We start from the raw sequence: 20,241 nt of genomic DNA, 5'->3' as shown, positions 1-20,241 counted from the left end.
GCTGCTCAAAATCGCGCGAAAAAACCCGTTTTGAGCAGCATGATGCACAACCGTTATTTATGGCGTGCGCGCAGGTTGTTGATGATGGTGCTGAGGTCCAGATCCTGATCCTGCAGCAGCACCAGCAGGTGATAGAGCAGGTCAGAGGCTTCGTTGGTCAGCTCATGGCGATCGTTCACGGTGGCAGCCAGTGCGGTCTCCACACCTTCTTCTCCCACCTTCTGTGCGATACGCTTGGTACCGCTGGCATACAGCTTCGCGGTGTAGGAGCTGGCCGGGTCGGCGCTTTTGCGCGAAGCCAGTAACTGCTCCAGCTGATACAGGAACGTCCAGTCCGGTGCCGCAGGCGAGAAGCAGCTGGAGGTGCCCAGATGGCAGGTCGGGCCAATCGGGTTAGCCAGAATCAGCAGCGTATCGTTATCGCAGTCCGGCGTGATGCTGACCACCTGCAAAAAGTGGCCGGAGGTTTCGCCTTTGGTCCACAGCCGGTTTTTTGTGCGCGAGAAAAAGGTGACATTGCCGTCCGCCAGCGTTTTCTGCAGCGCCTCCTCGTTCATATAGCCGTGCATCAGCACTTCGCCGGAGACGCTGTGCTGAATAATGGCGGGCATCATGCCCGCGGTTTTGGCCCAATCCAGGCTGGCCAGTTGTTCTGCAGTTAACACGCGCGAATCTCCACACCGTTGTCGATCAGGAAGTTTTTTAACGCCCCGATATTGATAATTTGTTTGTGAAACACCGAAGCGGCCAGCGCACCGTCAACGTTTGCCTGTTCAAAGGCCTCCAGGAAGTGCGGCAGGGTGCCCGCGCCACCAGAAGCGATCAGCGGCACGTGACACACTTCGCGCACCTTTTTCAGCTGCACCAGGTCGTAACCGTTACGTACGCCATCCTGGTTCATCATATTCAGTACGATTTCGCCGGCGCCCAGCTTCTGCACTTCCTGCACCCAGTCGAGGGTTTCCCACTGCGTCACCCGGGTACGCGCTTCATCACCGGTATACTGGTTGACGTGGTATTTCCCGCTGGCTTCGTCGAACCAGGTGTCAATGCCCACCACAATACACTGCACGCCAAAGCGATCGGCCAGCCGGGTGATCAGGGAAGGATCGGCCAGTGCAGGCGAGTTAATAGAGATCTTGTCCGCGCCGAACTGCAGAATGCGTGCCGCATCCTCTTCGCTTTTGATACCGCCCGCCACGCAGAAGGGAATGTCGATCACTTCTGCCACGCGTGACACCCAGCTTTTATCCACAACGCGACCATCCGACGAGGCGGTGATATCGTAAAACACCAGCTCATCGGCGCCTTCCTGCGCATAACGCTGCGCCAAGGGCACGATGTCACCGATGATTTCGTGATTGCGGAACTGCACGCCTTTGACCACCTGACCGTCGCGCACGTCCAGACAGGGAATTATCCGTTTTGCCAGCATGTGATTGCCTCCGCCACTGTAAATTTGCCTTCCAGCAGGGCGCGACCCACGATCACGCCCTGTGCACCACTGCCGCGCAGCGCGGCGATGTCCGCCAGCGAGCCAATGCCGCCGGAGGACTGAAACGCGATGGTCGGGAAGGCAGCGGACACCTCCTGATACAGCGCCACGTTGGAGCCGCTGAGGGTGCCATCGCGTGAGATATCCGTACACAGCACGTGTTTCAGCCCCACCGGCTGATACCAGCTAATCACCTCTTCCAGCGTCACGCCGGCCGCTTCCTGCCAGCCGCTGATCGCCACCTCTTTGCGGTTGCCGGCATCGATGCGCACATCCAGCGCCAGTACCATCGCGTCAGCGCCAAATTCGGTGAACCAGGCCTTTACGGCTTCCGGCTCTTTGACGGCCGTAGAGCCGACCACTACGCGCGTGGCGCCGGCTGCCAGCAGCGCCGCCACATCGTCACGGCTGCGGATGCCGCCGCCAACCTGCACCGGCACGCTGACGCCGCGCAGCAGCTGGGTCAGCAGCGGGATCTGGCGCAGCGCCGGGTCTTTTGCACCGGTTAAATCCACCAGATGCAGCAGCTCCGCGCCCTGACGTTCATAATCCTGCAGGCGCAGCAGGGGGGCGTTGCCGTAATCACGCTGCTGGCCATAGTCGCCCTGATGCAGGCGAACCACGTTGCCGTCAATTAAATCTAAAGCGGGGATAATCATCACATCTCCAGGAAGTTTTTCAGCAGCTGCGCGCCGGCTTTGCCTGAACGCTCCGGATGGAACTGCACGCCGAAGAAGTTATCTTTTTGCAGCGCGGCGGTGAACGGCAGGCCATAGTCGCACTGGGCGATGGTGGCGGCATTAACCGGCATAGCGTAGCTGTGCACGAAGTAGAAGTAGCTGCCGTCCGGAATATCGCGGAACAGATGGTGACCGGCCCGCGCGGTGATCTGGTTCCAGCCCATGTGCGGCAGCGGCAGACCCTGCGTATCCATCAGCGTCACCGGTTCATCGACAATGCCCAGCGTGGGCACGCCGCCGTTTTCATCGCTGCCGCGTCCCAGCAGCTGCATACCCAGGCAGATGCCCAGCACCGGCTGCGTACAGGCTTTGATCAGCTCGATCAGCGCGCGCTCCTGCAGCTGGTTCATGGCGGCCTGCGCGGTGCCCACGCCCGGCAGCAGCAGCTTATCGGCGCGCAGCACAACATCCGGATCGCGGCTTACGGTGGGCGTGTAGCCCAGGCGCTCAATCGCCCACTTCACGGAAGAGAGATTGGCGCAGCCGGTATCAAGGATCACCACATTCATCACAGCACTCCTTTCGAGCTCGGCAGGGTGTTGCCCTCAACGCGAATCGCCTGGCGCAGCGTGCGGCCAAAGGCTTTAAACAGGCTTTCCACGCGATGATGATCGTTGCGGCCTTTGGTTTTCAGGTGCAGCGTGCTCATCATGGCGTAAGAGAGCGAGCGGAAAAAGTGCTCGACCATCTCGGTGCTCAGATCGCCCACGCGCTGGTAGCTGAACTCCGCTTTGTACTCCAGGTGCGGCCGGCCGGAGATATCCAGCGCGCAGCGCGCCAGACACTCATCCATCGGCAGGACAAAACCAAAACGGCCAATGCCGCGCTTGTCACCCAGCGCTTTCAGCAGCGCTTCGCCCAGCGCCAGGCCGGTATCTTCCACGGTGTGGTGATCGTCAATGTAGAGATCGCCTTTAACATCAATGTTCATGCGGAAACCGCCGTGTACCGCAATCTGATCCAGCATATGGTCAAAGAAGCCGACGCCGGTGTTGATTTTGCTGCCGCCTTCGCGGTCCAGCCACACTTCAACCTGAATCTGCGTCTCTTTGGTGTTGCGGTTAACCCGGGCATAGCGGTCGCGCCGGGTCAGCTGGGTCTGAATAGCATCCCAGTCCAGGCCTTCTGCACCGTAGCGCAGGCCCTGAATGCCCATGTTCTCTGCCAGCTGCAGATCGGTCACGCGATCGCCAATCACATAGCTGTGCGCGCTGTCCAGCACGCCGTCTGCCAGCCAGGCTTCCACCATTTTGGTCTTCGGCTTGCGGCAGTCACAGTTATCTTCCGGCTTGTGCGGGCAGATCAGCACATCACTGAACTGCACGCCCTGCGAGGTCAGAATCTGCATCATCAGGTTGTGCGGACCGTCAAAATCAGCCTGCGGGAAACTGTCGGTGCCAAGGCCATCCTGATTGGTGATCATCACCAGCTGATAGCCGGCGTTTTGCAGCGCCAGCAGGGCCGGGATCGCGTTTTTTTCAAACGCCAGCTTCTCCATGCGGTCCACCTGGAAATCTTCCGGTGGCTCGGCGATGATCGTGCCGTCGCGATCGATGAAAAGGGTCTTCTGACTCATGCTTGCTCCACTGATAAGGCTTGCAGCGCGGCGATCAGGCGCTCGCACTCTTTACGGGTGCCGATAGAGATGCGCAGACATCCCGCCAGGCCAGGGTTTTTATTTTGGTCGCGCAGAATAATGCCCTGATCCCACAGGGATTTAAACACGGCGGGTGAATCCGTGAAGCGCGCGAGGATGTAGTTGGTCTCGCTCGGGAATACCTGCTGCACCACGCTCAGCTGCGGCAGCTGCGCGCATAACCAGTCGCGGCTGGCATTGAGCTTAGCGACGTGCTGACGCATCAGGGCGATACCCTGTTCGCTCAGCGCCTGGGCAGCCACATCGGCCACCGGCGTGGCCAGCGGATAGGGGGCAATCACCTTCATCAGCAGATCGATTACCGGCTTGTTCGCCAGGGTAAAACCGCAGCGCAGGCCGGCCAGCGCGAACGCTTTTGACAGCGTGCGCAGAATGACCAGGTGCGGATAGGTTGCTAACCAGCCGGCCAGCGTGGCCTGCGGGCAAAATTCAATATAGGCTTCATCCGCTACCACCAGCGCTTTGCCGGCCGTCAGCGTCAGCAGCTGGCGGATATCGTCCGGGTTAATCAGGTTGCCGGTCGGGTTATTCGGGCTGCACAGGTAGACCACTTTTACACCGTCAAGCTGCTCCGCAATCGCCGGCAGGTTGAGCTGCCAGTCATCGCGGGCCGGTACGGTACGGTATTCAATGCCGATGGTTTCCGCACTGACGCTGTACATGCCATAGGTCGGCGGACAGAACAGAATGGCGTCTTTGCCGGGCTCGCAGAAGGCGCGCATCAGCAGCTCGATGCCTTCATCGGCGCCGCGGCTGACCAGCACCTGCTCAGGTGTCACGCCGGCATAGGCCGCATAGCGTTCAATCACCTGTTTCGGCTGGCACTCCGGATAGCGATTCAGCGTCTGCTGCGACAGCTCAAACGGCACCGGCAGCGGAAATTCATTGGCGTTCAGCCAGACGTCGCCATTACCGCCGAGGCGACGCGCGGACTGATAAGGGGTCAGCGCGCGCACGTTAGCGCGGGCCAGATCTTCCACGTTGTTGCTCATGCTTGCTCCTTCAGTGCGGCGACGCGCAGCGTCACGGCGTTTTTGTGGGCATCCAGCTGTTCTGCCGCGGCCAGCGTCTCAATGGTCGCGGCCAGGTTCAGGAAGCCCTGCGGGCTCAGCTCCTGGACCGTCATACGCTTCTGGAAATCCGCCAGGCCGAGGCTGGAGCAGGTGGCGGTATAGCCATAGGTTGGCAGCACGTGGTTGGTGCCGGAGGCGTAATCACCGGCGGATTCCGGTGACCAGTCGCCAAGGAACACCGAGCCGGCGCTGGTGATATCGTCCACCAGCGCGCGCGGCTGGCGCGTCTGGATAATCAGGTGCTCCGGGCCGTACTGGTTGGAGATCGCCACGCACTGCGCGAGATCGTGCGCCACAATCAGGCGGCTGCTTGCCAGCGCCTGGCGGGCGGTTGCCGCGCGCGGCAGCTGTGCCAGCTGTTGTTCCACCGCCAGCGCCACCTCTTCGGCCAGCTGCGGGGAAGGCGTCAGCAGGATCACCTGCGAATCGGGGCCGTGCTCGGCCTGCGACAGGAGATCGGCGGCAACAAACGCCGGCGTGGCGCCGTCATCTGCGATCACCAGGACTTCTGACGGACCGGCCGGCATATCAATGGCGGCCCCGTCGAGACGCTGGCTGACCTGGCGCTTGGCTTCCGTCACCCAGGCGTTGCCCGGCCCGAAAATCTTGTCCACTTTCGGCACGGTTTCCGTGCCAAAGGCGAGGGCGGCAATGGCCTGCGCACCGCCCACCTGAAACACTTCTTCTATGCCGCACAACTGTGCCGCATAGAGAATTTCATCTGCCACCGGCGGGGGTGAGCAAAGCACCACTCGACGGCAGCCGGCAATGCGCGCCGGCGTAGCCAGCATCAGTACCGTAGAGAACAGCGGGGCGGATCCGCCGGGAATATACAGGCCAACCGAGTCTACCGGACGCGTGATTTGCTGGCAGCGGACGCCGGGCTGCGTTTCCACATCCACTGCTGGCAGAATCTGGGCGTTGTGGAAGGTTTCAATATTGCTGACGGCGACGGCCATTGCCTGCTTTAGTTCATCGCTGAGGCGATCTGCGGCCGCCTGCATCTCTGCGGCGGAGACGCGCAGGTTCTCTGGCTGGGCTTTATCAAAGCGCGCGCTGAACGCACGCAGCGCGGCATCGCCATCCTGCTTCACGCTAACCAGCACGTTTTGCACGGTTTCGCTGATGCTGGCGGAAGCGGAAATGGCCGGACGCTGCAGCAGCGCCTGCTGCTGTTCGGGGCTGCACGCCTGCCAGCTGATTGGTTTCATCAGAGTGCTCATCGGCTTACTCCAGCATTTTTTCGATTGGCAGTACGAGAATAGAGCTGGCACCCAGCGCCTTCAGTTTTTCCATGGTTTCCCAGAACAGGGTTTCACTGCTCACCATATGCATCGCCACGCGGCTGACTTCACCCGCCAGCGGCAGCACGGTTGGACGCTCTGCGCCGGGCAGCAGCGCAATCACCTCTTCCAGCCGTTCGCTCGGCGCGTGCAGCATGATGTATTTGGATTCACGCGCTTTAATGACGCCCTGAATACGCGTCATCATTTTGTCCACCAGCTCCTGTTTTGCCGCCGGCAGCTCGCCGTCACGCTGAATCAGCACCGCTTTGGAGCGGTAGATCACTTCAACTTCGCGCAGGCCGTTGGCTTCCAGCGTGGCGCCGGTGGAGACCAGATCACAAATCGCATCGGCCAGACCGGCACGCGGCGCGACCTCCACCGAGCCGTTAAGCAGGCAGGATTTGAAGGCGACGCCTTGTTTATCAAGATATTTCTTCAGCAGGTGTGGATAAGAGGTGGCGATACGGGCGTTATTCAGGCATTGCGGGCCGGTGTAGGTTTCGTCAACCGGCATCGCCAGTGACAAGCGGCAGCCGCCAAAATCCAGGCGACGCAGCGTGAAGTAGCGTGGGTCTTCGCCCTGGGCGCGGCGCGTCAGCAGCTCTTCTTCCAGCACGTTTTCACCGACAATCCCCAGATCAACCACGCCATCCATCACCAGGCCGGGAATATCGTCATCGCGCACGCGCAGGATGTCGATAGGCATGTTCTCCGCAAACGCAATCAGACGCTGCTGCTGAAGGTTAATTTTGATGCCGCAGCGCGCCAGCAGTTCGCGTGATTCATCACTCAAACGGCCGGATTTCTGCATAGCTATGCGTAAACGGGTGTTATCTAACATGGTTCCTGTCCTCTTATTCAATCCTGTCTGAAGCGTTTTGGGTTGCGTCAGCCTATAAAAAAACCCCCGGAAGACGATCTTCCGGGGGCTCTCTTTGCGCTCGCACCACTGGAAGATCCTGAACGTCTTCCAGCACACATCGCCTGAAAGACTAGTCAGGGTGATGGTGGTGATGATGGTTGAACTGAACGCGTGTCATAAAAAATTCCGTTGCTGAATGAGTATTCATTTGCGTGCTGATTAACCTAACGAATCTGGCGAAAGCTGGCAACCCTTTTTTAACGTCAGTTTCCGGAATTTTTCGCAACAGTTTGCGCTGGTCTGGCAATCCTGCCCGCACTAAGATGGGCTTAATAGCGCTGGAGAGCAGGAGTGAATATGAAGAGAGTCGCGATTGTGGGGCTGGGATGGCTGGGTATGCCGCTGGCGATGGCGCTGACGGCGCGCGGCTGGCAGGTATCGGGCAGTAAAACCACGCCGGACGGCGTTGACGCCGCACGCCGCTGCGGCATTGAGGCATTTCAGCTGGTATTAACACCCGAACTGGAGTGTGAAGCGGAAGATCTGGATGCGCTGATGGCGGTGGACGCGCTGGTGGTGACGCTGCCCGCCAGCCGCACCGTGCAGGGTGGTGAAGCCTATATGCAGGCGGTACAGAATGTGGTGGACACCGCGCTGGCGTATAAAATCCCGCGGATTCTCTTCACCAGTTCAACCTCGGTATACGGTGGTGGCGCCGGGACGATGAAAGAGAACAGTCCGCTGCAGCCGGAAACGGTCGCCGGCAAAACGCTGGTGGCGCTGGAGCACTGGCTGCATGACCTGCCCGGCACCAGCGTGGATATTGTGCGTCTGGCCGGTCTGGTCGGCCCGAACCGCCATCCGGGACGCTTTCTCGCCGGTAAAACTCAGCTGGAAAACGGCAGCCATGCGGTGAATCTGGTGCATCTGGATGATGTGGTAGAGGCCATCACGCTGCTGCTGCAGACGCCGAAAGGCGGCCATGTCTATAACCTCTGCGCTTCCAGGCACCCGACGCGCGGGGAGTTTTATCCGTTTGTCACGCGTAAACTTGGCCTGACACCGCCCACCTTCGCAGAAGAGACGGCCGCGACCGGCGGCAAGGTGATTGATGGCGCGAAAATCTGTCACGAACTGGGGTTTGAGTACAGCTACGATGACCCGATGAAGATGCCGCTGGCATAAAACCTGCCCTGGCCCTCCCGGCGTCGGAGGGCGGGCAGGGGTAACGGCTCAGACCCCCAGCCGATCCCTTAACGCATACCAGGCCGCACCCATTGCCGTTAGCGGCACTTTAAAGCGGCGACCGCCAGGGAAGGGCAGATGCGGCAGCTTCGCAAAAGCATCAAAACGCTCGGCATGGCCGCGCAGCACTTCCGCGATCAGCTTGCCGGCCAGATGCGTGCAGGTCACGCCGTGCCCGCTGTCACCCTGCATGAAAAAGGCATTTTTCTCCAGCTGGCCAAACTGCGGCATGCGCGACAGCGTCAGCAGGAAATTGCCGCTCCAGCAATGGCTGAACGTCACGTTGCGCAGCTGCGGAAAGGTGCGCAGCAGCTTCGGACGGATCAGCGCATCAATGTCCTCCGGTTCGCGCGCGCCATACACCACGCCACCGCCATACAGCAGGCGGTTATCCGCCGTCAGGCGGAAGTAGTCCAGCAGATAGTTACAGTCTTCAACACAGTAATTATTCGGCAGTAAGCCCAGCGCCTGATCGCGACTGAGCGGCTCGGTGGTAACGATCTGCGAGCCGCACGGCATACTTTTACGGCTCAGGCGCGGCTCCAGCTGCGCGGGCAGATAGGCGTTGCCGGCAAAAATCACAAACTGTGCCTGCACTTCGCCCTGCGCCGTAGTGATGCGATGCGGCGCGCCGTACTGCACCTTCAGCGCCGCCGACTGCTCATAGATGCGCCCGCCGTGACGTCGGATCGCTTCGGCTTCGCCCAGCGCCAGGTTAAGCGGATGCAGATGGCCGCCGCGCTTGTCCAGCAGCCCGCCGACATAGCGATCGGTTGCCACTTCGCGGCGGATGCCGCGTTCATCCAGCAGTTCAAGCGCGGTGTTGCCATAGCGCTCCCAGTTGGCCTGCTGGCTGCGCAGGTGGCCCATCTGGCGCTGATTCAGGGCGGCAAAGATACCGCCGGGACGGTAATCACAGGCGATTGCATAGCGATCGATGCGGTCGCGGATGATGTCCGCGCCTTCAAACATCATGCTGCCCAGCATACGCGCGGTCTCTTTGCCGTAGCGCTGCTCAATCACATCCACGTCGCGGCTGTAAGAGTTCACCACCTGACCGCCGTTACGGCCGCTGGCGCCAAAACCTATTTTCGCCGCTTCCAGCAGCACCACATCATAGCCGGCCTCGGTAAGAAACAGCGCCGAGGAGAGGCCGGTAAAACCGCCGCCGATGATGCAGACGTCACACTGAATCGCATCCTGCAACACGGGCCACGCCTCATGCGCGTTGGCCGTTGCAGCGTAATAGCTTCCCACGTGGTGCATCACAACCTCCTTAAGCGAGCCGTCAGAACGTCGCGGGCGTATGCGCGCTGACAATGCGACACGGCCGATCTGACGTATTAGTAAAACTGTGCGGCAGGCCGGTATCAATCACGTAGCTTTCGCCGCAGTTAAGGTGAAAACGCTGCCCGTTGACCACCAGCGTGATCTCACCTTCCAGCACCGTTCCGGTCTCTTCGCCCGGATGCCGCAGCTTCTCGCCGGTGCTGGCACCCGGCTCGTAACGCTCCAGCAGCATCGCCAGCGCCCGTTTGGCTGCGCCATTATCCACCAGCTGTAATGAGACGCCGAGGCTGCCGATTTCAACGCACTCTTCCGGACGAACGACAATGCGCGGCGTGGTGTCGGTTTTGGGCTCGGAGAAAAATTCCGACAGCGACAGCCCGTAAACCTTTAGCAGCTTCTGCAGAGTGCTGAGCGCCGGGCTGACTTTATCCTGCTCGATAGTGCTGATGGCGCTGTGGGTGATGCCGGATAACTCCGCGACGCGGCGCTGCGACAATCCCAGCGCCTGACGGATTTGCGATAAGCGTCGTCCGGGTGCCAGCGCGGCCTCATTCATGACTGTTTTTCCTTTTGATAAGCGACGGCGGCGTGGATAAACGCGGCGAACAGACGGCGGGACACCGGATCTTCCGCGGCGCGCCATTCCGGATGCCACTGCACCGCCAGCGCGAACGGGTGTTCCGGCAGGCTGACGGCTTCAATCAGGCCATCCGGCGCGCGTGCCTCGCAGCGCAGCCGCGGGCCGGTTTCGCGGATGCCCTGACCATGCAGAGAGTTCACCGCAAAAGCGGCGGAACTGTTTAACAGCTGGCTCAGCAGGCCTTCAGGCTCCGGCTGCACGCTGTGGGCGGGGGCGTACTGCTGCTCCAGTGGCTGCGTGTCATCTTCGCGATGCTCACCGAACTGTCCGGTGGTATGCAGCTGGCGGTAGAGTGCGCCGCCGTTGGCAACCACCAGCTCCTGCAGGCCGCGACAGATGCCGAACAGCGGCATTTTTTTACCCACAGCGTGAGTAATCAGAGCAAAGGAGAGGCGATCGCGTGCCGGATCGGCATGCGCTTCTTCCCCGGTTTCGCCGTAATGCCAGGGTTCAATATTGCTCGGGCTGCCGGTCAGCAAAATGCCATCCAGCAGCATCATACTGTTTTCTAATAGATGAGGAGCGTGCATCAATTGATGGGGTAACGGCAGCGGCAGCCCGCCGGCCAGGACAATGGCATCCAGATATTTATTATGCACCGTCTGCCCGGGATGATGGCCGATGTGATTCTGACACATCACTACGCCAATCAAGGGCTTGTCAAAAATAATGCCCATCCAGACCTCGCATCGCTGTTCAATATTTTCGCCAGTTATGCCCGCACAGAGGAAAAAGTGTGCAATATATTGTCAATCTAGCAACCCGCTGCGGCTTCTTCAAACAGATTTGTTACATTTGCACACTATTTGCGTTAGCGCTATGTTAGAACGGTGGCTGTTATTTTGAGCAATATCCGAACCTCATTAAACGGTAAAGGGTGGGTGGGAAAATGACGAACCTGGTGGAAGTAGAAGACTTCACGCGACACAGTGAAGAAAGACGAACCAGCGCGTTCCAGCTGGAGGTGAAAGCCTGGCTGGAACGCCATCCGGAAACGCAGTATGTCGATATTCTTCTTAACGATCTCAACGGTGTTTTTCGCGGTAAGCGCATTCCGGTCTCCGCGCTGATGAAACTGGAAAAAGGGTGTTATTTTCCGGCCTCTGTTTTTGCCATGGATATTCTGGGTAACACCGTCGAAGAAGCCGGCCTCGGACAGGCCTTAGGCGAACCTGATAACCTTTGTCTGCCAGTGCCTGGCACCTTAATTCCCTCTGCTGCTGACCCCCAGCGCATTGCCCAGCTGCTGCTGACGATGTGCGACCAAGATGGCACTCCCTTTGACGTTGAACCCCGAAATGTGCTGAACCGGCTGTGGCAACAGCTGCGCAATCGCGGCCTGTTTCCGGTGGTAGCGGTAGAGCTGGAGTTCTATCTGGTCGATAAAAAGCGTGATGCGGAGGGCTATATCCAGCCGCCGTGCGCACCGGGCAGCGATGAACGCAACATGCAGAGTCAGGTCTATTCGGTGGACAATCTTGACCACTTCGCCGACGTGCTGCGTGATATTGACGCGCTGGCGAAGCAACAAAATATTCCGGCCGACGGTGCGCTGGCGGAAGCCTCGCCCGGCCAGTTTGAGATCAACCTGCACCACTCACGCGATATTCTTAAAGCCTGCGACGATGCCATTCTGCTGAAGCGTCTGGTGCGCCAGGTGGCTGAAAACCACGGCATGACCGCGACCTTTATGGCGAAGCCTTATGAAGAGTACGCCGGCAGCGGCATGCACGTGCACATCAGTATGCTGGACGCCGCCGATCACAACGCCTTTGCGCTGGATGACGGCAGCGATTCGCCGCTGCTGAAACGGGCGCTGGCCGGCATGATCGATCTGATGCCCGCTTCAATGGCGCTGCTGGCGCCCAACGTGAATGCCTACCGCCGTTTTCTTCCGGAAGCCTTTGTGCCGCTGCATGCCTCATGGGGCCACAACAATCGCACGGTCGCGCTGCGCATTCCGTGTGGAGATAAGGAAAATCATCGCGTGGAGTATCGCGTTGCCGGGGCAGACGCCAATCCTTATCTGGTGGTGGCAACGATTCTTGCCGGAATTTTGCACGGTCTGGATAATCAGCTACCCTTACCTTATCCGGTGAAGGGCAACGGGCATGAAGCTGAAGGGTTAGCCTTGCCGATTCGTCAGAGCGATGCGCTGTACGAATTTGAGAACAGCTACCCTTTGCAAAAGCTGCTCGGTGAACGCTTCAGCAGCGTCTGGCACAGCTGTAAACAGTATGAGCTGCGCGAGTTTGAACGCCTGATTACCGCCACAGAAATTGACTGGATGCTGAAGAACGCCTGATCGACAGAAGAATTGCACTAACGTCTTGTGTCGATGGCCGGAGTTGGGGCAAAATACGCGCCCTGCAAAAGACAAAACATAACCGACGCTTATTACGTCGGTTATTTTTTTGCATGGTGCTTTCACTACATGAACGAGGCCGGACACGCATCCGGATAGATAGACACTGAAACACGCCTGGGCGTGAGAATTGAGGAACAAAGATGGGACTGTTTACAATTGCACCAGCACTGGCTGGTTCTCGCTTCCGTGATGATTATGGCGCGGCGACAATCGCAAACATCAATATCACTTCTCACTGCAGCACACTGCGCAGTATCCCTGTGGTACAACTGAATTCAGTTGCTGCTGTAGGGGGCCTGAACAATGTCGCTTAATACCTCTGCCGCACCACAGCGTGCACATCTGAAAAAATCACTGACCCTGATCCCGGTCGTCATGATGGGCCTGGCGTATATGCAGCCAATGACCCTGTTTGATACCTTTGGCATCGTGTCAGGTTTAACCGACGGCCACGTCGCCACCGCGTATGCTTTCGCGCTGATCGCGATACTGTTTACTGCCGTGAGCTACGGCAAGCTGGTACGCCGCTTCCCATCTGCGGGCTCCGCTTACACCTATGCTCAGAAGGCTATCAGTCCGCACGTCGGCTTTATGGTGGGCTGGTCATCGCTGCTGGACTATCTGTTCATGCCGATGATCAACATCCTGCTGGCAAAAAGCTACTTTGAGTCGCTGGTGCCGGGGATTCCGTCGTGGATTTTCGTGGTGCTGCTGGTGGCCTTTATGACCATCTCCAACCTGCGTGGCATTAAAACGGTTGCGAACTTCAACAGCGTCATCGTGGTGCTGCAGGTGGTCGTCATGGCGGTGATTACCGGCATGGTGGTCTACGGTGTGGCAAACGGTATTGGCGCAGGCACGCTGGCCAGCACGAAGCCGTTCTGGTCGCCGGACGCGCACGTGGTGCCGATGATTACCGGTGCGACCATTCTGTGCTTCTCGTTCCTGGGCTTTGACGGTATCAGTTCACTGTCGGAAGAGACCAAAGATGCAGAGCGCACCATTCCGCGCGCGATTTTCCTGACCGCGCTGATTGGTGGGGTGATCTTTATCGCCGTGTCTTACTTCCTGCAGCTGTACTTCCCGGATATCTCGCGTTTCCAGAATCCGGACTCGTCGCAGCCGGAGATCATGCTGTTTGTGGCCGGTAAAGCCCTGCAGATTGGCATCCTGATCTTCTCGGTGGTGACGGTACTGGCAAGCGGTATGGCGGCACACGCGGGCGTATCTCGTCTGATGTATGTGATGGGCCGCGATGGCGTGTTCCCGCAGCGTTTCTTTGGCTTCGTGCATCCTAAATACCGCACGCCGTCGCTGAACGTGCTGCTGGTCGGTGCGGTTGCGCTGCTGGCGATTAACTTTGACCTGGTGACCGCAACGGCGCTGATTAACTTCGGTGCGCTGGTGGCGTTCACCTTTGTGAACCTGTCGGTTATCGCGCAGTTCTGGATCCGCGAAAAGCGTAACAAGACGCTGAAAGACCATCTGCACTATCTGGTGCTGCCTGTCATGGGCGCGCTGACGGTGGGTGCACTGTGGATCAACCTGGAAGAGACCTCCATGGTGCTCGGTCTGGTGTGGGCGGCAATTGGTATTGTCTACCTCGCCTTTGTGACCCGCACCTTCCGTAATCCGGTGCCGCAGTTCAGCGAAGAAGTATAAGGGGTTTCCCCTGAGCGTCACCCTCTCCCGCACGCGGGGGAGGGATGGCCTCCGGCGAGGACGGAGAGATCACCGTTTTTCCACCCGCTGTGCGTCGTTTAGATAAAAAAGGCAGACCCTTGTGGTCTGCCTTTTTTATGGGGTGCTTGCCCGCGTGGCTGCGGCACACTGTTTTTCATACGCCCGCTGCGCGGCAGCGTGCCACCTGACTGGCTGTACAGAACGGCAGGGCCTGTCAGCGGACAGGCAGGCCGCCGGACGGTCGGGCGGCAAGCGGCCTCAGTTTATGACACCAGCGCCTGCGCATAGAGATACAGCGCTTTGAGCTGCGCCATTTTCTCTGCATCCCCTTCATGCAGGCTGGCCAGCGACTCCAGCTCCAGCAAAAAGGCCTGCACGCGCTCCGGGTTCAGCATCTCGCGGCGATGCTGCAGCCAGCGCTGCTGTTCGCGGTCGTCCAGCGTGCCCGGGAAGTTACGCGCGCGATAGCGGAACAGCAACTTCGCGATGCGTTTATCCTCAAAGGTCAAATCCAGCGCCGGTAAATTCTGCGGCGGGGTCTGACGGATAATGTTCATGCCCGCGCGGTCGGCATCGCTGAAGAAACCGTCATAGAGCTGTGCATCCACGTCGTCAGACGGCGTAAACGGCTCAGCTTCCGCGAACAGCGCCACCACCTTTTCACGCACCTCCACATGCTGACGCAGCAGGGCCAGATTATCCAGGCAGTGCTGACGGTCGATATTCAGCCGTGCCGCGTCTTCCGGACGCAGCGTACTGGCGGGCGCCAGCACCGGACACTTATTGATATGCACCAGCTTCACCGGCACCGCTGCCGCGCCGGCCAGATCGGCATGGCGGGTATACAGCCGCTCGCGCAGCGCATCGGCTTCCAGCGTCAGCAGCGGTGACATATCCCCGGCCAGATCCACCACAATCAGGGCGTTTTTGTTATCCGGATGCCAGGCCAGCGGCACAATCCAGCTGGTGTTGCCGCGCGCCGCGCCAAACATGCCGGAGACGTGCACCAGCGGTTTCATCTGCGGAATATCAATCAGCGTCATCAGCTTCTGCTTGTGACGGTGACTGAACAGAAAGTCAAACAGCTTTGGCTGCTTCTCTTTCACCAGTTTTGCCATGGCCAGCGTCGCGTACACATCGGACATGGCGTCGTGCGCCTGTTCGTGCGCCACGCCGTTGGCTTTGGTCAGGTGCTCCAGCCGGAAGCTGGGAAAGCCGTCGTCGTTTTCCGGCCAGACAATGCCCTCCGGACGCAGCGCGTAGCAGGCCCGCATGACGTCCAGCAGGTCCCATCGTGAATTGCCGTTTTGCCAGCTCCAGCCGTAGGGATCAAAGAAGTTGCGATAGAAAATATTGCGCGTCACTTCATCGTCAAAGCGCACGTTGTTATAGCCAACCACGCAGGTCTGCGGCTCGCTGAACAGGCCGTGGATGCGTTCCGCAAACGCCGCCTCGCTGACGCCGCGCGCCTGCGCGGTTTGCGGCGTAATCCCGGTGATCATTACCGCTTCCGGCTGAGGCAGATAATCGTCCGCAGGCTGGCAATAGAACACCTGCGGTTCACCCACGGCATTGAAATCTTTATCGGTACGCAGGCCAGCAAACTGCGCCGGGCGATCCAGCGAAGGGCTTTTGCCGAAGGTCTCATAATCATGGAACAAAAAGGTGAACTCAGAGGCGGGCACGGCATTATCCTGGCAGTGAAAATTCAACGCACAGAATAGTCGCGCCGCGCAGGCAGTACAACCCTGATTGCCCGCGCTGCGAGCAGACGCGCAGCATTCCGGCGCAGTTCATACTTTTTTTCAATTTATTCAGATATGAAAGCGCTATTTGCCGTAAAACGTGCGGCGGTAAATTCATTTTTTGATTTCGAGGAAGAAGTGTTGAAAAGGCGTCTGTGGGTAACTGTTTCTGGAATGATTGTTTGGGCGTCGCTGGCGCAGGCTGACGACAGCATGCCATTTCCCATGACGGCGCCGGCGATTGACGCCGCGTCATGGGTGCTGATGGACGCGACCACCGGGCAAATCCTCACCGCCGGCAATCCGGACGAAGAGCGTAACCCGGCCAGCCTGACCAAACTGATGACCGGCTATGTGGTGGATCGCGCGGTTGATCAGAAGAAAATCACCCGCGACGATGTGGTCACCGTTGGCAAAGACGCCTGGGCCGCAGGCAATCCGGTATTTAAAGGCTCTTCACTGATGTTCCTCAAGCCGGGCGACAAAGTCACGGTGCGCGACCTGATGCGCGGCGTCATCATTGATTCCGGCAATGATGCCTGCGTGGCGCTGGCAGACTATGTGGCCGGCAGTCAGGAGAGCTTCGTCAATATGATGAACAGCTATGTGCAGAAGCTCGGCCTGACCCATACCCATTTTGAAACCGTTCACGGCCTGGATGCGCCGGGGCAGCACACCACCGCACGCGATCTGGCGGTGCTGTCACGCGCCATCATCAACGGCGAGCAGGATTTCTACGCGATGTACAGCGAGAAAACCCTCAGCTTCAATGGCATCACGCAGAACAACCGTAACGGCCTGCTGTGGGATCAGAATCTGCACGTCGACGGCATGAAAACCGGGCATACCGAAAGCGCGGGCTTTAACATTGTGGCGTCGAACGTGGTTGGCCGGCACCGCCTGATTGCGGTGATCATGGGCGGCAAGAGTTCAAAAGGGCGTGAAGAGCAGGCACGTAAGCTGCTGGTGTGGGGCCAGAATAACTTCGATACCGTGCAGCTGTTCCACGCCGGTAAGAAAATCGGCAGTGAAAATGTCTGGTACGGCAATCCGCACAAGGTGGATGTCGGCACCACGCAGGATATCTATCTGTCCCTGCCGCGCAGTGAAGTCGCGAATGTCATGGCGAAATACGTGATTGATCGTAAGGATCTGGAAGCCCCACTGAAAGCCGGTGAACAGATCGGTGAGATTCAGGTCCTGGATAAGGATAAGACGCTGGCAACCTATCCGCTGTATGCACTGCAGGCCGTTGACCAGGCGGGCATCTTTACCCGCCTCAGCGACTATGTGAAACAGAAGCTGTAATCCGCGCGGGTGCGTTACATAATTGTTTTCATGGCTGAAAATGTTTGTAGCGCACCTGTTATAACGGGCCCTCTGCGGCAAAAAAATCTGCAAAAACCTGCGGCGGGCGCTAAAGGTTCCGCTGGCGCCAGGGTAACATAACGCGCAAATTTTTACCGTCTCCGGATCATCATGTTACGCGCTGACAAGCCCATCTCACCGATTGAATTCTGGTTTTATCGTCACTATCGCGCCGTGCATGGCGTGCGCATCGCCATCGCGTTTGTGCTCTGTTTTCTGTTTGTCCGGCTCACGGAAATTCCGGAAGGCACCTGGCCGCTGATTACGCTGGTGGTGGTGATGGGGCCGATCTCCACCTGGGGCAACGTGCTGCCCCGCGTCATTCAGCGCATCAGCGGCACCTTTGCCGGGCTGCTCTCCGGGCTGATTGCCCTGAAGCTGGAGCTGTACTCGCTGCCGCTGATGCTGGGCTGGTGCTTTATTGTCATGATCGTCTGCGGCTATCTGACGCTGGGCAGGCACCCTTACATGGCGCTGCTGATTGGCATCACGCTGGGCGTGGTGGTGGGGGCGCCAGCGGGCGATTTCACCGTGGCGCTGTGGCGCGGGGGTGATGTGATTCTCGGCTCGCTGATGGCGCTGCTGTTCAGCGCTATCTGGGCACAGCGCGCCTATACGCACTGGCGTATTCAGCTGTCCGATGCGTTCATCAACATGGCGAAGATTCACCATGCCGGCTTCTCACCCAACCTGGTGGAAAAACCGCGGCTGAATCCGCGGTTTCAGAAGCTGCTCAGCAGCGTGATCAAAATGCGCGCGCTGCTGGAGCCGGCCAGCAAGGAGACGCGTATTCCGAAATCGGTGTTTGAAGCCATTCAGACCATTAACCGTAATATGGTTAACACCATGCAGATGCAGATTGAAGCATGGTGGTCGTCACGCGAAAGTCACCTGATTCTGCTTAACGCGCCGGCGCTGCGCCGTACGCAGCAGATGACGGAAAACACCCTGAATGCGCTGGCTACGCTGATGGTGAAAGGGGAGACTGAGCGGGTCACTGCCAACAGCCACGAGCTGGAGACCATCGTGCAGGAGTTGGAGGCGCTGATCGCCGGCGGCAGCGAACGTCTGGCGACCACGGCCATTTACGGCTACGTCTGGCTGAGCCTGGAACAGGCGCGGCAGCTGGAGCGCATGACCGACCTGGTGCGTCTGGCGCTGCGCAAATAGTTTTCTCTGGCAACGACTTATCTACGAATTGCCCTTTCTTTGCGCTAAGATAAGTGCCAGTCCGAATTTAGCTGTGAGAATTGCGAATCCGGCGCATTAGCCGCTAAGCTGAAACTCTTTTCGCTTTATGACTATTCCGCCTGCTGCGGCAGGCCTCAAGAAAGGTGCCAACATGGAAAATGCCAAGCAATCATTTCAGGACGTTCTGGAGTTTGTGCGTATGTTTCGTCGTAAAAACAAGCTGCAGCGCGAAATCACGGACAACGAGAAGAAAATCCGCGATAACCAGAAACGTGTGTTGCTGCTGGATAACCTGAGCGAGTACATCAAACCCGGCATGAGCATTGAGGCGGTGCAGGAAATTATCGCGTCAATGCGCGTGGATTATGAAGACCGCGTTGATGAGTACATCATTAAAAACGCTGATCTGTCGAAAGAGCGCCGCGAGCTATCGAAAAAGCTGAAGGCGATGGGCGAACCAAAAGCCCACTAAGCGCTGCTCCCTCTGAGGTCGCCATTATGGCGACCTTTTTAATGCCCGCGCCAGCTGCTGCAGCTGCTGCGCAATCTCTGCCACGTCCGGCTGCTGCTGCAGCGGCGGCGCGGTGGTCTCGCGCAGCACCAGCGCGGTCTCCAGCGGTGGCGTTGCCGGCGTTTCTCCGGCCAGCTGCGCCAGCAGACGGTCCACGCTTACCGCCCCCAATTGCTGTAAATCCTGCCGTACCGTGGTCAGCGGCGGCTGATACCACGCGCTCTCGGCCGTATCGTCATAACCAATGATCGACATCTCTGCCGGAATGCGCACGCCATGCTGATGCAGGGCGCGCATTGCGCCCAGCGCCATCTGATCGTTGGCGACCAGCAGCGCCTGCGGCAGATGGTCGGGCAGCAGCGTCAGCAGCGCCTGATAGCCGGCTGCCGCGCTCCAGTCGCCGCTCAGCACACACGCGGGCGCCAGCTGGTGCGCTGCCAGCGCCTGCTGCCATGCGCTAAAGCGCGCACGCGCCGAGGCGGAGCTGGCCGGACCGTTCAGCACGCCAATCCGGCGATGACCCAGCGCCACCAGATGATCCACCGCCTGACGCGCTCCGCTGGCGCTCTGATACTGACACTGGGCGACCGCCGCGCTGCTTTCCACATCCAGAAACAGCGTGGGCTTACTGCCGCACTGCTGCTGAATCTGCGCCGCCTGCGCGGCATCCAGCGGCAGGTTAATCAGCAGGCCATCCACGCGCTGCGCCAGCAGCTCGTTAACGGTATCCTGCGGGGCGGATGCGGCGCTGGCCATCGCAATCACCAGATGATAATCCTGTGCCGCCGCGCGCTGCTGAATGGCAGAGGCGATCTGCGCCGGCGCCATCAGTGCCAGATCGCTGGTCGCCAGCCCCAGCGTGCGCGTCGCTTTGCCCGCCAGCTGCTGGGCAACGCGGTTTGGCACATAATTGAGCTGCTGCATCGCCGCTTCCACTCTGGCGCGCGTGCTGCCGGATACCTGAGCGGAGTGATTGAGCACCCGCGACACGGTCTGATAAGAGACGCCGGCCAGCCGGGCGACGTCATCAAGGGTTACAGATCGCGCTGTCATTGATCTCTCCTGAATAAGCTGCGGCGAGTGTAAC

General features: G+C 59.2%; 21 protein-coding genes and 1 other annotated feature. Of the genes, 7 read left to right on the top strand and 14 right to left on the bottom strand.

Annotated features, from left to right (window positions below):
- Positions 1-53: 53 nt before the first annotated feature.
- The 9 genes from hisIE to hisL form a co-directional block, all read right to left on the bottom strand.
- Entirely contained in the window at positions 54-665 is a 612-nt protein-coding gene (gene hisIE, locus D8B20_RS10990; protein ID WP_145888910.1) for a bifunctional phosphoribosyl-AMP cyclohydrolase/phosphoribosyl-ATP diphosphatase HisIE, read from the bottom strand.
- Positions 659-1,435 carry an imidazole glycerol phosphate synthase subunit HisF gene (gene hisF, locus D8B20_RS10985; RefSeq protein ID WP_145888909.1) on the bottom strand — a complete coding sequence of 259 codons (777 nt, stop codon included), beginning with the start codon at positions 1,433-1,435 and terminating at the stop codon, positions 659-661. Before hisF ends, hisIE begins: the two co-directional genes overlap by 7 nt.
- Positions 1,417-2,154 (bottom strand): 1-(5-phosphoribosyl)-5-[(5-phosphoribosylamino)methylideneamino]imidazole-4-carboxamide isomerase, encoded by a 738-nt coding sequence (gene hisA / locus D8B20_RS10980; RefSeq protein ID WP_145888908.1) that lies wholly within the window; start codon positions 2,152-2,154, stop codon positions 1,417-1,419. The genes hisF and hisA overlap by 19 nt, the downstream gene beginning before the upstream one ends.
- On the bottom strand, positions 2,154-2,744 hold the full coding sequence (gene hisH / locus D8B20_RS10975; RefSeq protein ID WP_145888907.1) for an imidazole glycerol phosphate synthase subunit HisH: 591 nt from the start codon (positions 2,742-2,744) through the stop codon (positions 2,154-2,156). Before hisH ends, hisA begins: the two co-directional genes overlap by 1 nt.
- Positions 2,744-3,811, bottom strand: a complete 1,068-nt coding sequence (gene hisB / locus D8B20_RS10970; RefSeq protein WP_145888906.1) for a bifunctional histidinol-phosphatase/imidazoleglycerol-phosphate dehydratase HisB — start codon at positions 3,809-3,811, stop codon at positions 2,744-2,746. Before hisB ends, hisH begins: the two co-directional genes overlap by 1 nt.
- Entirely contained in the window at positions 3,808-4,884 is a 1,077-nt protein-coding gene (hisC, locus tag D8B20_RS10965; protein WP_145888905.1) for a histidinol-phosphate transaminase, read from the bottom strand. Before hisC ends, hisB begins: the two co-directional genes overlap by 4 nt.
- Entirely contained in the window at positions 4,881-6,188 is a 1,308-nt protein-coding gene (gene hisD, locus D8B20_RS10960) for a histidinol dehydrogenase (RefSeq protein ID WP_145888904.1), read from the bottom strand. Before hisD ends, hisC begins: the two co-directional genes overlap by 4 nt.
- A gap of 4 nt (positions 6,189-6,192) precedes the next feature.
- Complete coding sequence (hisG, locus tag D8B20_RS10955) at positions 6,193-7,092, bottom strand: ATP phosphoribosyltransferase (protein WP_145888903.1); 900 nt, start codon at positions 7,090-7,092, stop codon at positions 6,193-6,195.
- A gap of 54 nt (positions 7,093-7,146) precedes the next feature.
- Positions 7,147-7,268: a sequence feature (His leader region), on the bottom strand.
- On the bottom strand, positions 7,244-7,291 hold the full coding sequence (gene hisL, locus D8B20_RS21730; RefSeq protein ID WP_100396937.1) for a his operon leader peptide: 48 nt from the start codon (positions 7,289-7,291) through the stop codon (positions 7,244-7,246). It overlaps the preceding feature by 25 nt.
- 179 nt (positions 7,292-7,470) lie before the next feature.
- Between hisL and D8B20_RS10945 the strand changes: the two genes are divergently transcribed.
- Complete coding sequence (locus tag D8B20_RS10945) at positions 7,471-8,298, top strand: SDR family oxidoreductase (protein WP_145888901.1); 828 nt, start codon at positions 7,471-7,473, stop codon at positions 8,296-8,298.
- Positions 8,299-8,346: 48 nt separating this feature from the next.
- On the opposite strand, the gene D8B20_RS10940 is transcribed toward D8B20_RS10945, so the two are convergent.
- Genes D8B20_RS10940 through puuD form a run of 3 tightly spaced genes read right to left on the bottom strand, consistent with a single transcriptional unit; the run spans position 8,347 to position 10,965 of the window.
- Positions 8,347-9,624 carry an NAD(P)/FAD-dependent oxidoreductase gene (locus tag D8B20_RS10940; protein ID WP_145888900.1) on the bottom strand — a complete coding sequence of 426 codons (1,278 nt, stop codon included), beginning with the start codon at positions 9,622-9,624 and terminating at the stop codon, positions 8,347-8,349.
- A gap of 22 nt (positions 9,625-9,646) precedes the next feature.
- On the bottom strand, positions 9,647-10,204 hold the full coding sequence (gene puuR / locus D8B20_RS10935) for an HTH-type transcriptional regulator PuuR (protein ID WP_145888899.1): 558 nt from the start codon (positions 10,202-10,204) through the stop codon (positions 9,647-9,649).
- Entirely contained in the window at positions 10,201-10,965 is a 765-nt protein-coding gene (gene puuD / locus D8B20_RS10930; protein WP_145888898.1) for a gamma-glutamyl-gamma-aminobutyrate hydrolase, read from the bottom strand. The genes puuR and puuD overlap by 4 nt, the downstream gene beginning before the upstream one ends.
- 212 nt (positions 10,966-11,177) lie before the next feature.
- Here puuD and D8B20_RS10925 point away from each other — a divergent pair, with 212 nt between their 5' ends.
- The 3 genes from D8B20_RS10925 (at position 11,178) to D8B20_RS10920 (ending at position 14,318) form a co-directional block, all read left to right on the top strand.
- Positions 11,178-12,593: a glutamine synthetase family protein gene (locus tag D8B20_RS10925; RefSeq protein ID WP_145888897.1), complete on the top strand. Its 1,416-nt coding sequence runs from the start codon at positions 11,178-11,180 to the stop codon at positions 12,591-12,593.
- 203 nt (positions 12,594-12,796) lie between these two features.
- Positions 12,797-12,970, top strand: a complete 174-nt coding sequence (locus D8B20_RS21625; protein ID WP_186454365.1) for a hypothetical protein — start codon at positions 12,797-12,799, stop codon at positions 12,968-12,970.
- Complete coding sequence (locus D8B20_RS10920) at positions 12,960-14,318, top strand: APC family permease (RefSeq protein ID WP_145888896.1); 1,359 nt, start codon at positions 12,960-12,962, stop codon at positions 14,316-14,318. Before D8B20_RS21625 ends, D8B20_RS10920 begins: the two co-directional genes overlap by 11 nt.
- Before the next feature lie 284 nt (positions 14,319-14,602).
- Here the strand turns inward: D8B20_RS10920 and sbcB are convergent, their stop codons facing one another.
- Positions 14,603-16,024, bottom strand: a complete 1,422-nt coding sequence (gene sbcB / locus D8B20_RS10915; RefSeq protein ID WP_145888895.1) for an exodeoxyribonuclease I — start codon at positions 16,022-16,024, stop codon at positions 14,603-14,605.
- A gap of 201 nt (positions 16,025-16,225) precedes the next feature.
- Here sbcB and dacD point away from each other — a divergent pair, with 201 nt between their 5' ends.
- The 3 genes from dacD to tmaR all read left to right on the top strand — a co-directional run bounded on the left by dacD (position 16,226) and on the right by tmaR (position 19,115).
- Positions 16,226-17,392, top strand: coding sequence for a serine-type D-Ala-D-Ala carboxypeptidase DacD (gene dacD / locus D8B20_RS10910; protein ID WP_186454364.1), 1,167 nt, complete (start codon positions 16,226-16,228; stop codon positions 17,390-17,392).
- Positions 17,393-17,563: 171 nt separating this feature from the next.
- Positions 17,564-18,622 (top strand): FUSC family protein, encoded by a 1,059-nt coding sequence (locus tag D8B20_RS10905; RefSeq protein WP_145888893.1) that lies wholly within the window; start codon positions 17,564-17,566, stop codon positions 18,620-18,622.
- Between the two features lie 172 nt (positions 18,623-18,794).
- Positions 18,795-19,115 carry a PTS system regulator TmaR gene (tmaR, locus tag D8B20_RS10900; protein WP_145888892.1) on the top strand — a complete coding sequence of 107 codons (321 nt, stop codon included), beginning with the start codon at positions 18,795-18,797 and terminating at the stop codon, positions 19,113-19,115.
- A gap of 24 nt (positions 19,116-19,139) precedes the next feature.
- On the opposite strand, the gene D8B20_RS10895 is transcribed toward tmaR, so the two are convergent.
- Positions 19,140-20,207: a LacI family DNA-binding transcriptional regulator gene (locus tag D8B20_RS10895; RefSeq protein WP_145888891.1), complete on the bottom strand. Its 1,068-nt coding sequence runs from the start codon at positions 20,205-20,207 to the stop codon at positions 19,140-19,142.
- Between the last annotated feature and the right edge of the window lie 34 nt (positions 20,208-20,241).

Origin of the sequence: Candidatus Pantoea soli (assembly GCF_007833795.1) — a bacterium.
Taxonomy (GTDB): domain Bacteria; phylum Pseudomonadota; class Gammaproteobacteria; order Enterobacterales; family Enterobacteriaceae; genus Pantoea; species Pantoea soli.
Note: the sequence above shows the minus strand (reverse complement) of the source record. Positions and strands in the feature narration are given on the sequence as shown.

What these genes read in the sequence shown, in the direction of transcription:
- hisF (WP_145888909.1), bottom strand. Translation starts at nt 1,435, where the DNA reads ATGCTGGCAAAACGGATAATTCCCTGTCTGGACGTGCGCGACGGTCAG.
- hisA (WP_145888908.1), bottom strand. Translation starts at nt 2,154, where the DNA reads ATGATTATCCCCGCTTTAGATTTAATTGACGGCAACGTGGTTCGCCTG.
- hisH (WP_145888907.1), bottom strand. Translation starts at nt 2,744, where the DNA reads ATGAATGTGGTGATCCTTGATACCGGCTGCGCCAATCTCTCTTCCGTG.
- hisB (WP_145888906.1), bottom strand. Translation starts at nt 3,811, where the DNA reads ATGAGTCAGAAGACCCTTTTCATCGATCGCGACGGCACGATCATCGCC.
- hisC (WP_145888905.1), bottom strand. Translation starts at nt 4,884, where the DNA reads ATGAGCAACAACGTGGAAGATCTGGCCCGCGCTAACGTGCGCGCGCTG.
- hisD (WP_145888904.1), bottom strand. Translation starts at nt 6,188, where the DNA reads ATGAGCACTCTGATGAAACCAATCAGCTGGCAGGCGTGCAGCCCCGAA.
- hisG (WP_145888903.1), bottom strand. Translation starts at nt 7,092, where the DNA reads ATGTTAGATAACACCCGTTTACGCATAGCTATGCAGAAATCCGGCCGT.
- D8B20_RS10945 (WP_145888901.1), top strand. Translation starts at nt 7,471, where the DNA reads ATGAAGAGAGTCGCGATTGTGGGGCTGGGATGGCTGGGTATGCCGCTG.
- D8B20_RS10940 (WP_145888900.1), bottom strand. Translation starts at nt 9,624, where the DNA reads ATGCACCACGTGGGAAGCTATTACGCTGCAACGGCCAACGCGCATGAG.
- puuR (WP_145888899.1), bottom strand. Translation starts at nt 10,204, where the DNA reads ATGAATGAGGCCGCGCTGGCACCCGGACGACGCTTATCGCAAATCCGT.
- puuD (WP_145888898.1), bottom strand. Translation starts at nt 10,965, where the DNA reads ATGGGCATTATTTTTGACAAGCCCTTGATTGGCGTAGTGATGTGTCAG.
- D8B20_RS10925 (WP_145888897.1), top strand. Translation starts at nt 11,178, where the DNA reads ATGACGAACCTGGTGGAAGTAGAAGACTTCACGCGACACAGTGAAGAA.
- D8B20_RS21625 (WP_186454365.1), top strand. Translation starts at nt 12,797, where the DNA reads ATGGGACTGTTTACAATTGCACCAGCACTGGCTGGTTCTCGCTTCCGT.
- D8B20_RS10920 (WP_145888896.1), top strand. Translation starts at nt 12,960, where the DNA reads ATGTCGCTTAATACCTCTGCCGCACCACAGCGTGCACATCTGAAAAAA.
- D8B20_RS10905 (WP_145888893.1), top strand. Translation starts at nt 17,564, where the DNA reads ATGTTACGCGCTGACAAGCCCATCTCACCGATTGAATTCTGGTTTTAT.
- tmaR (WP_145888892.1), top strand. Translation starts at nt 18,795, where the DNA reads ATGGAAAATGCCAAGCAATCATTTCAGGACGTTCTGGAGTTTGTGCGT.
- D8B20_RS10895 (WP_145888891.1), bottom strand. Translation starts at nt 20,207, where the DNA reads ATGACAGCGCGATCTGTAACCCTTGATGACGTCGCCCGGCTGGCCGGC.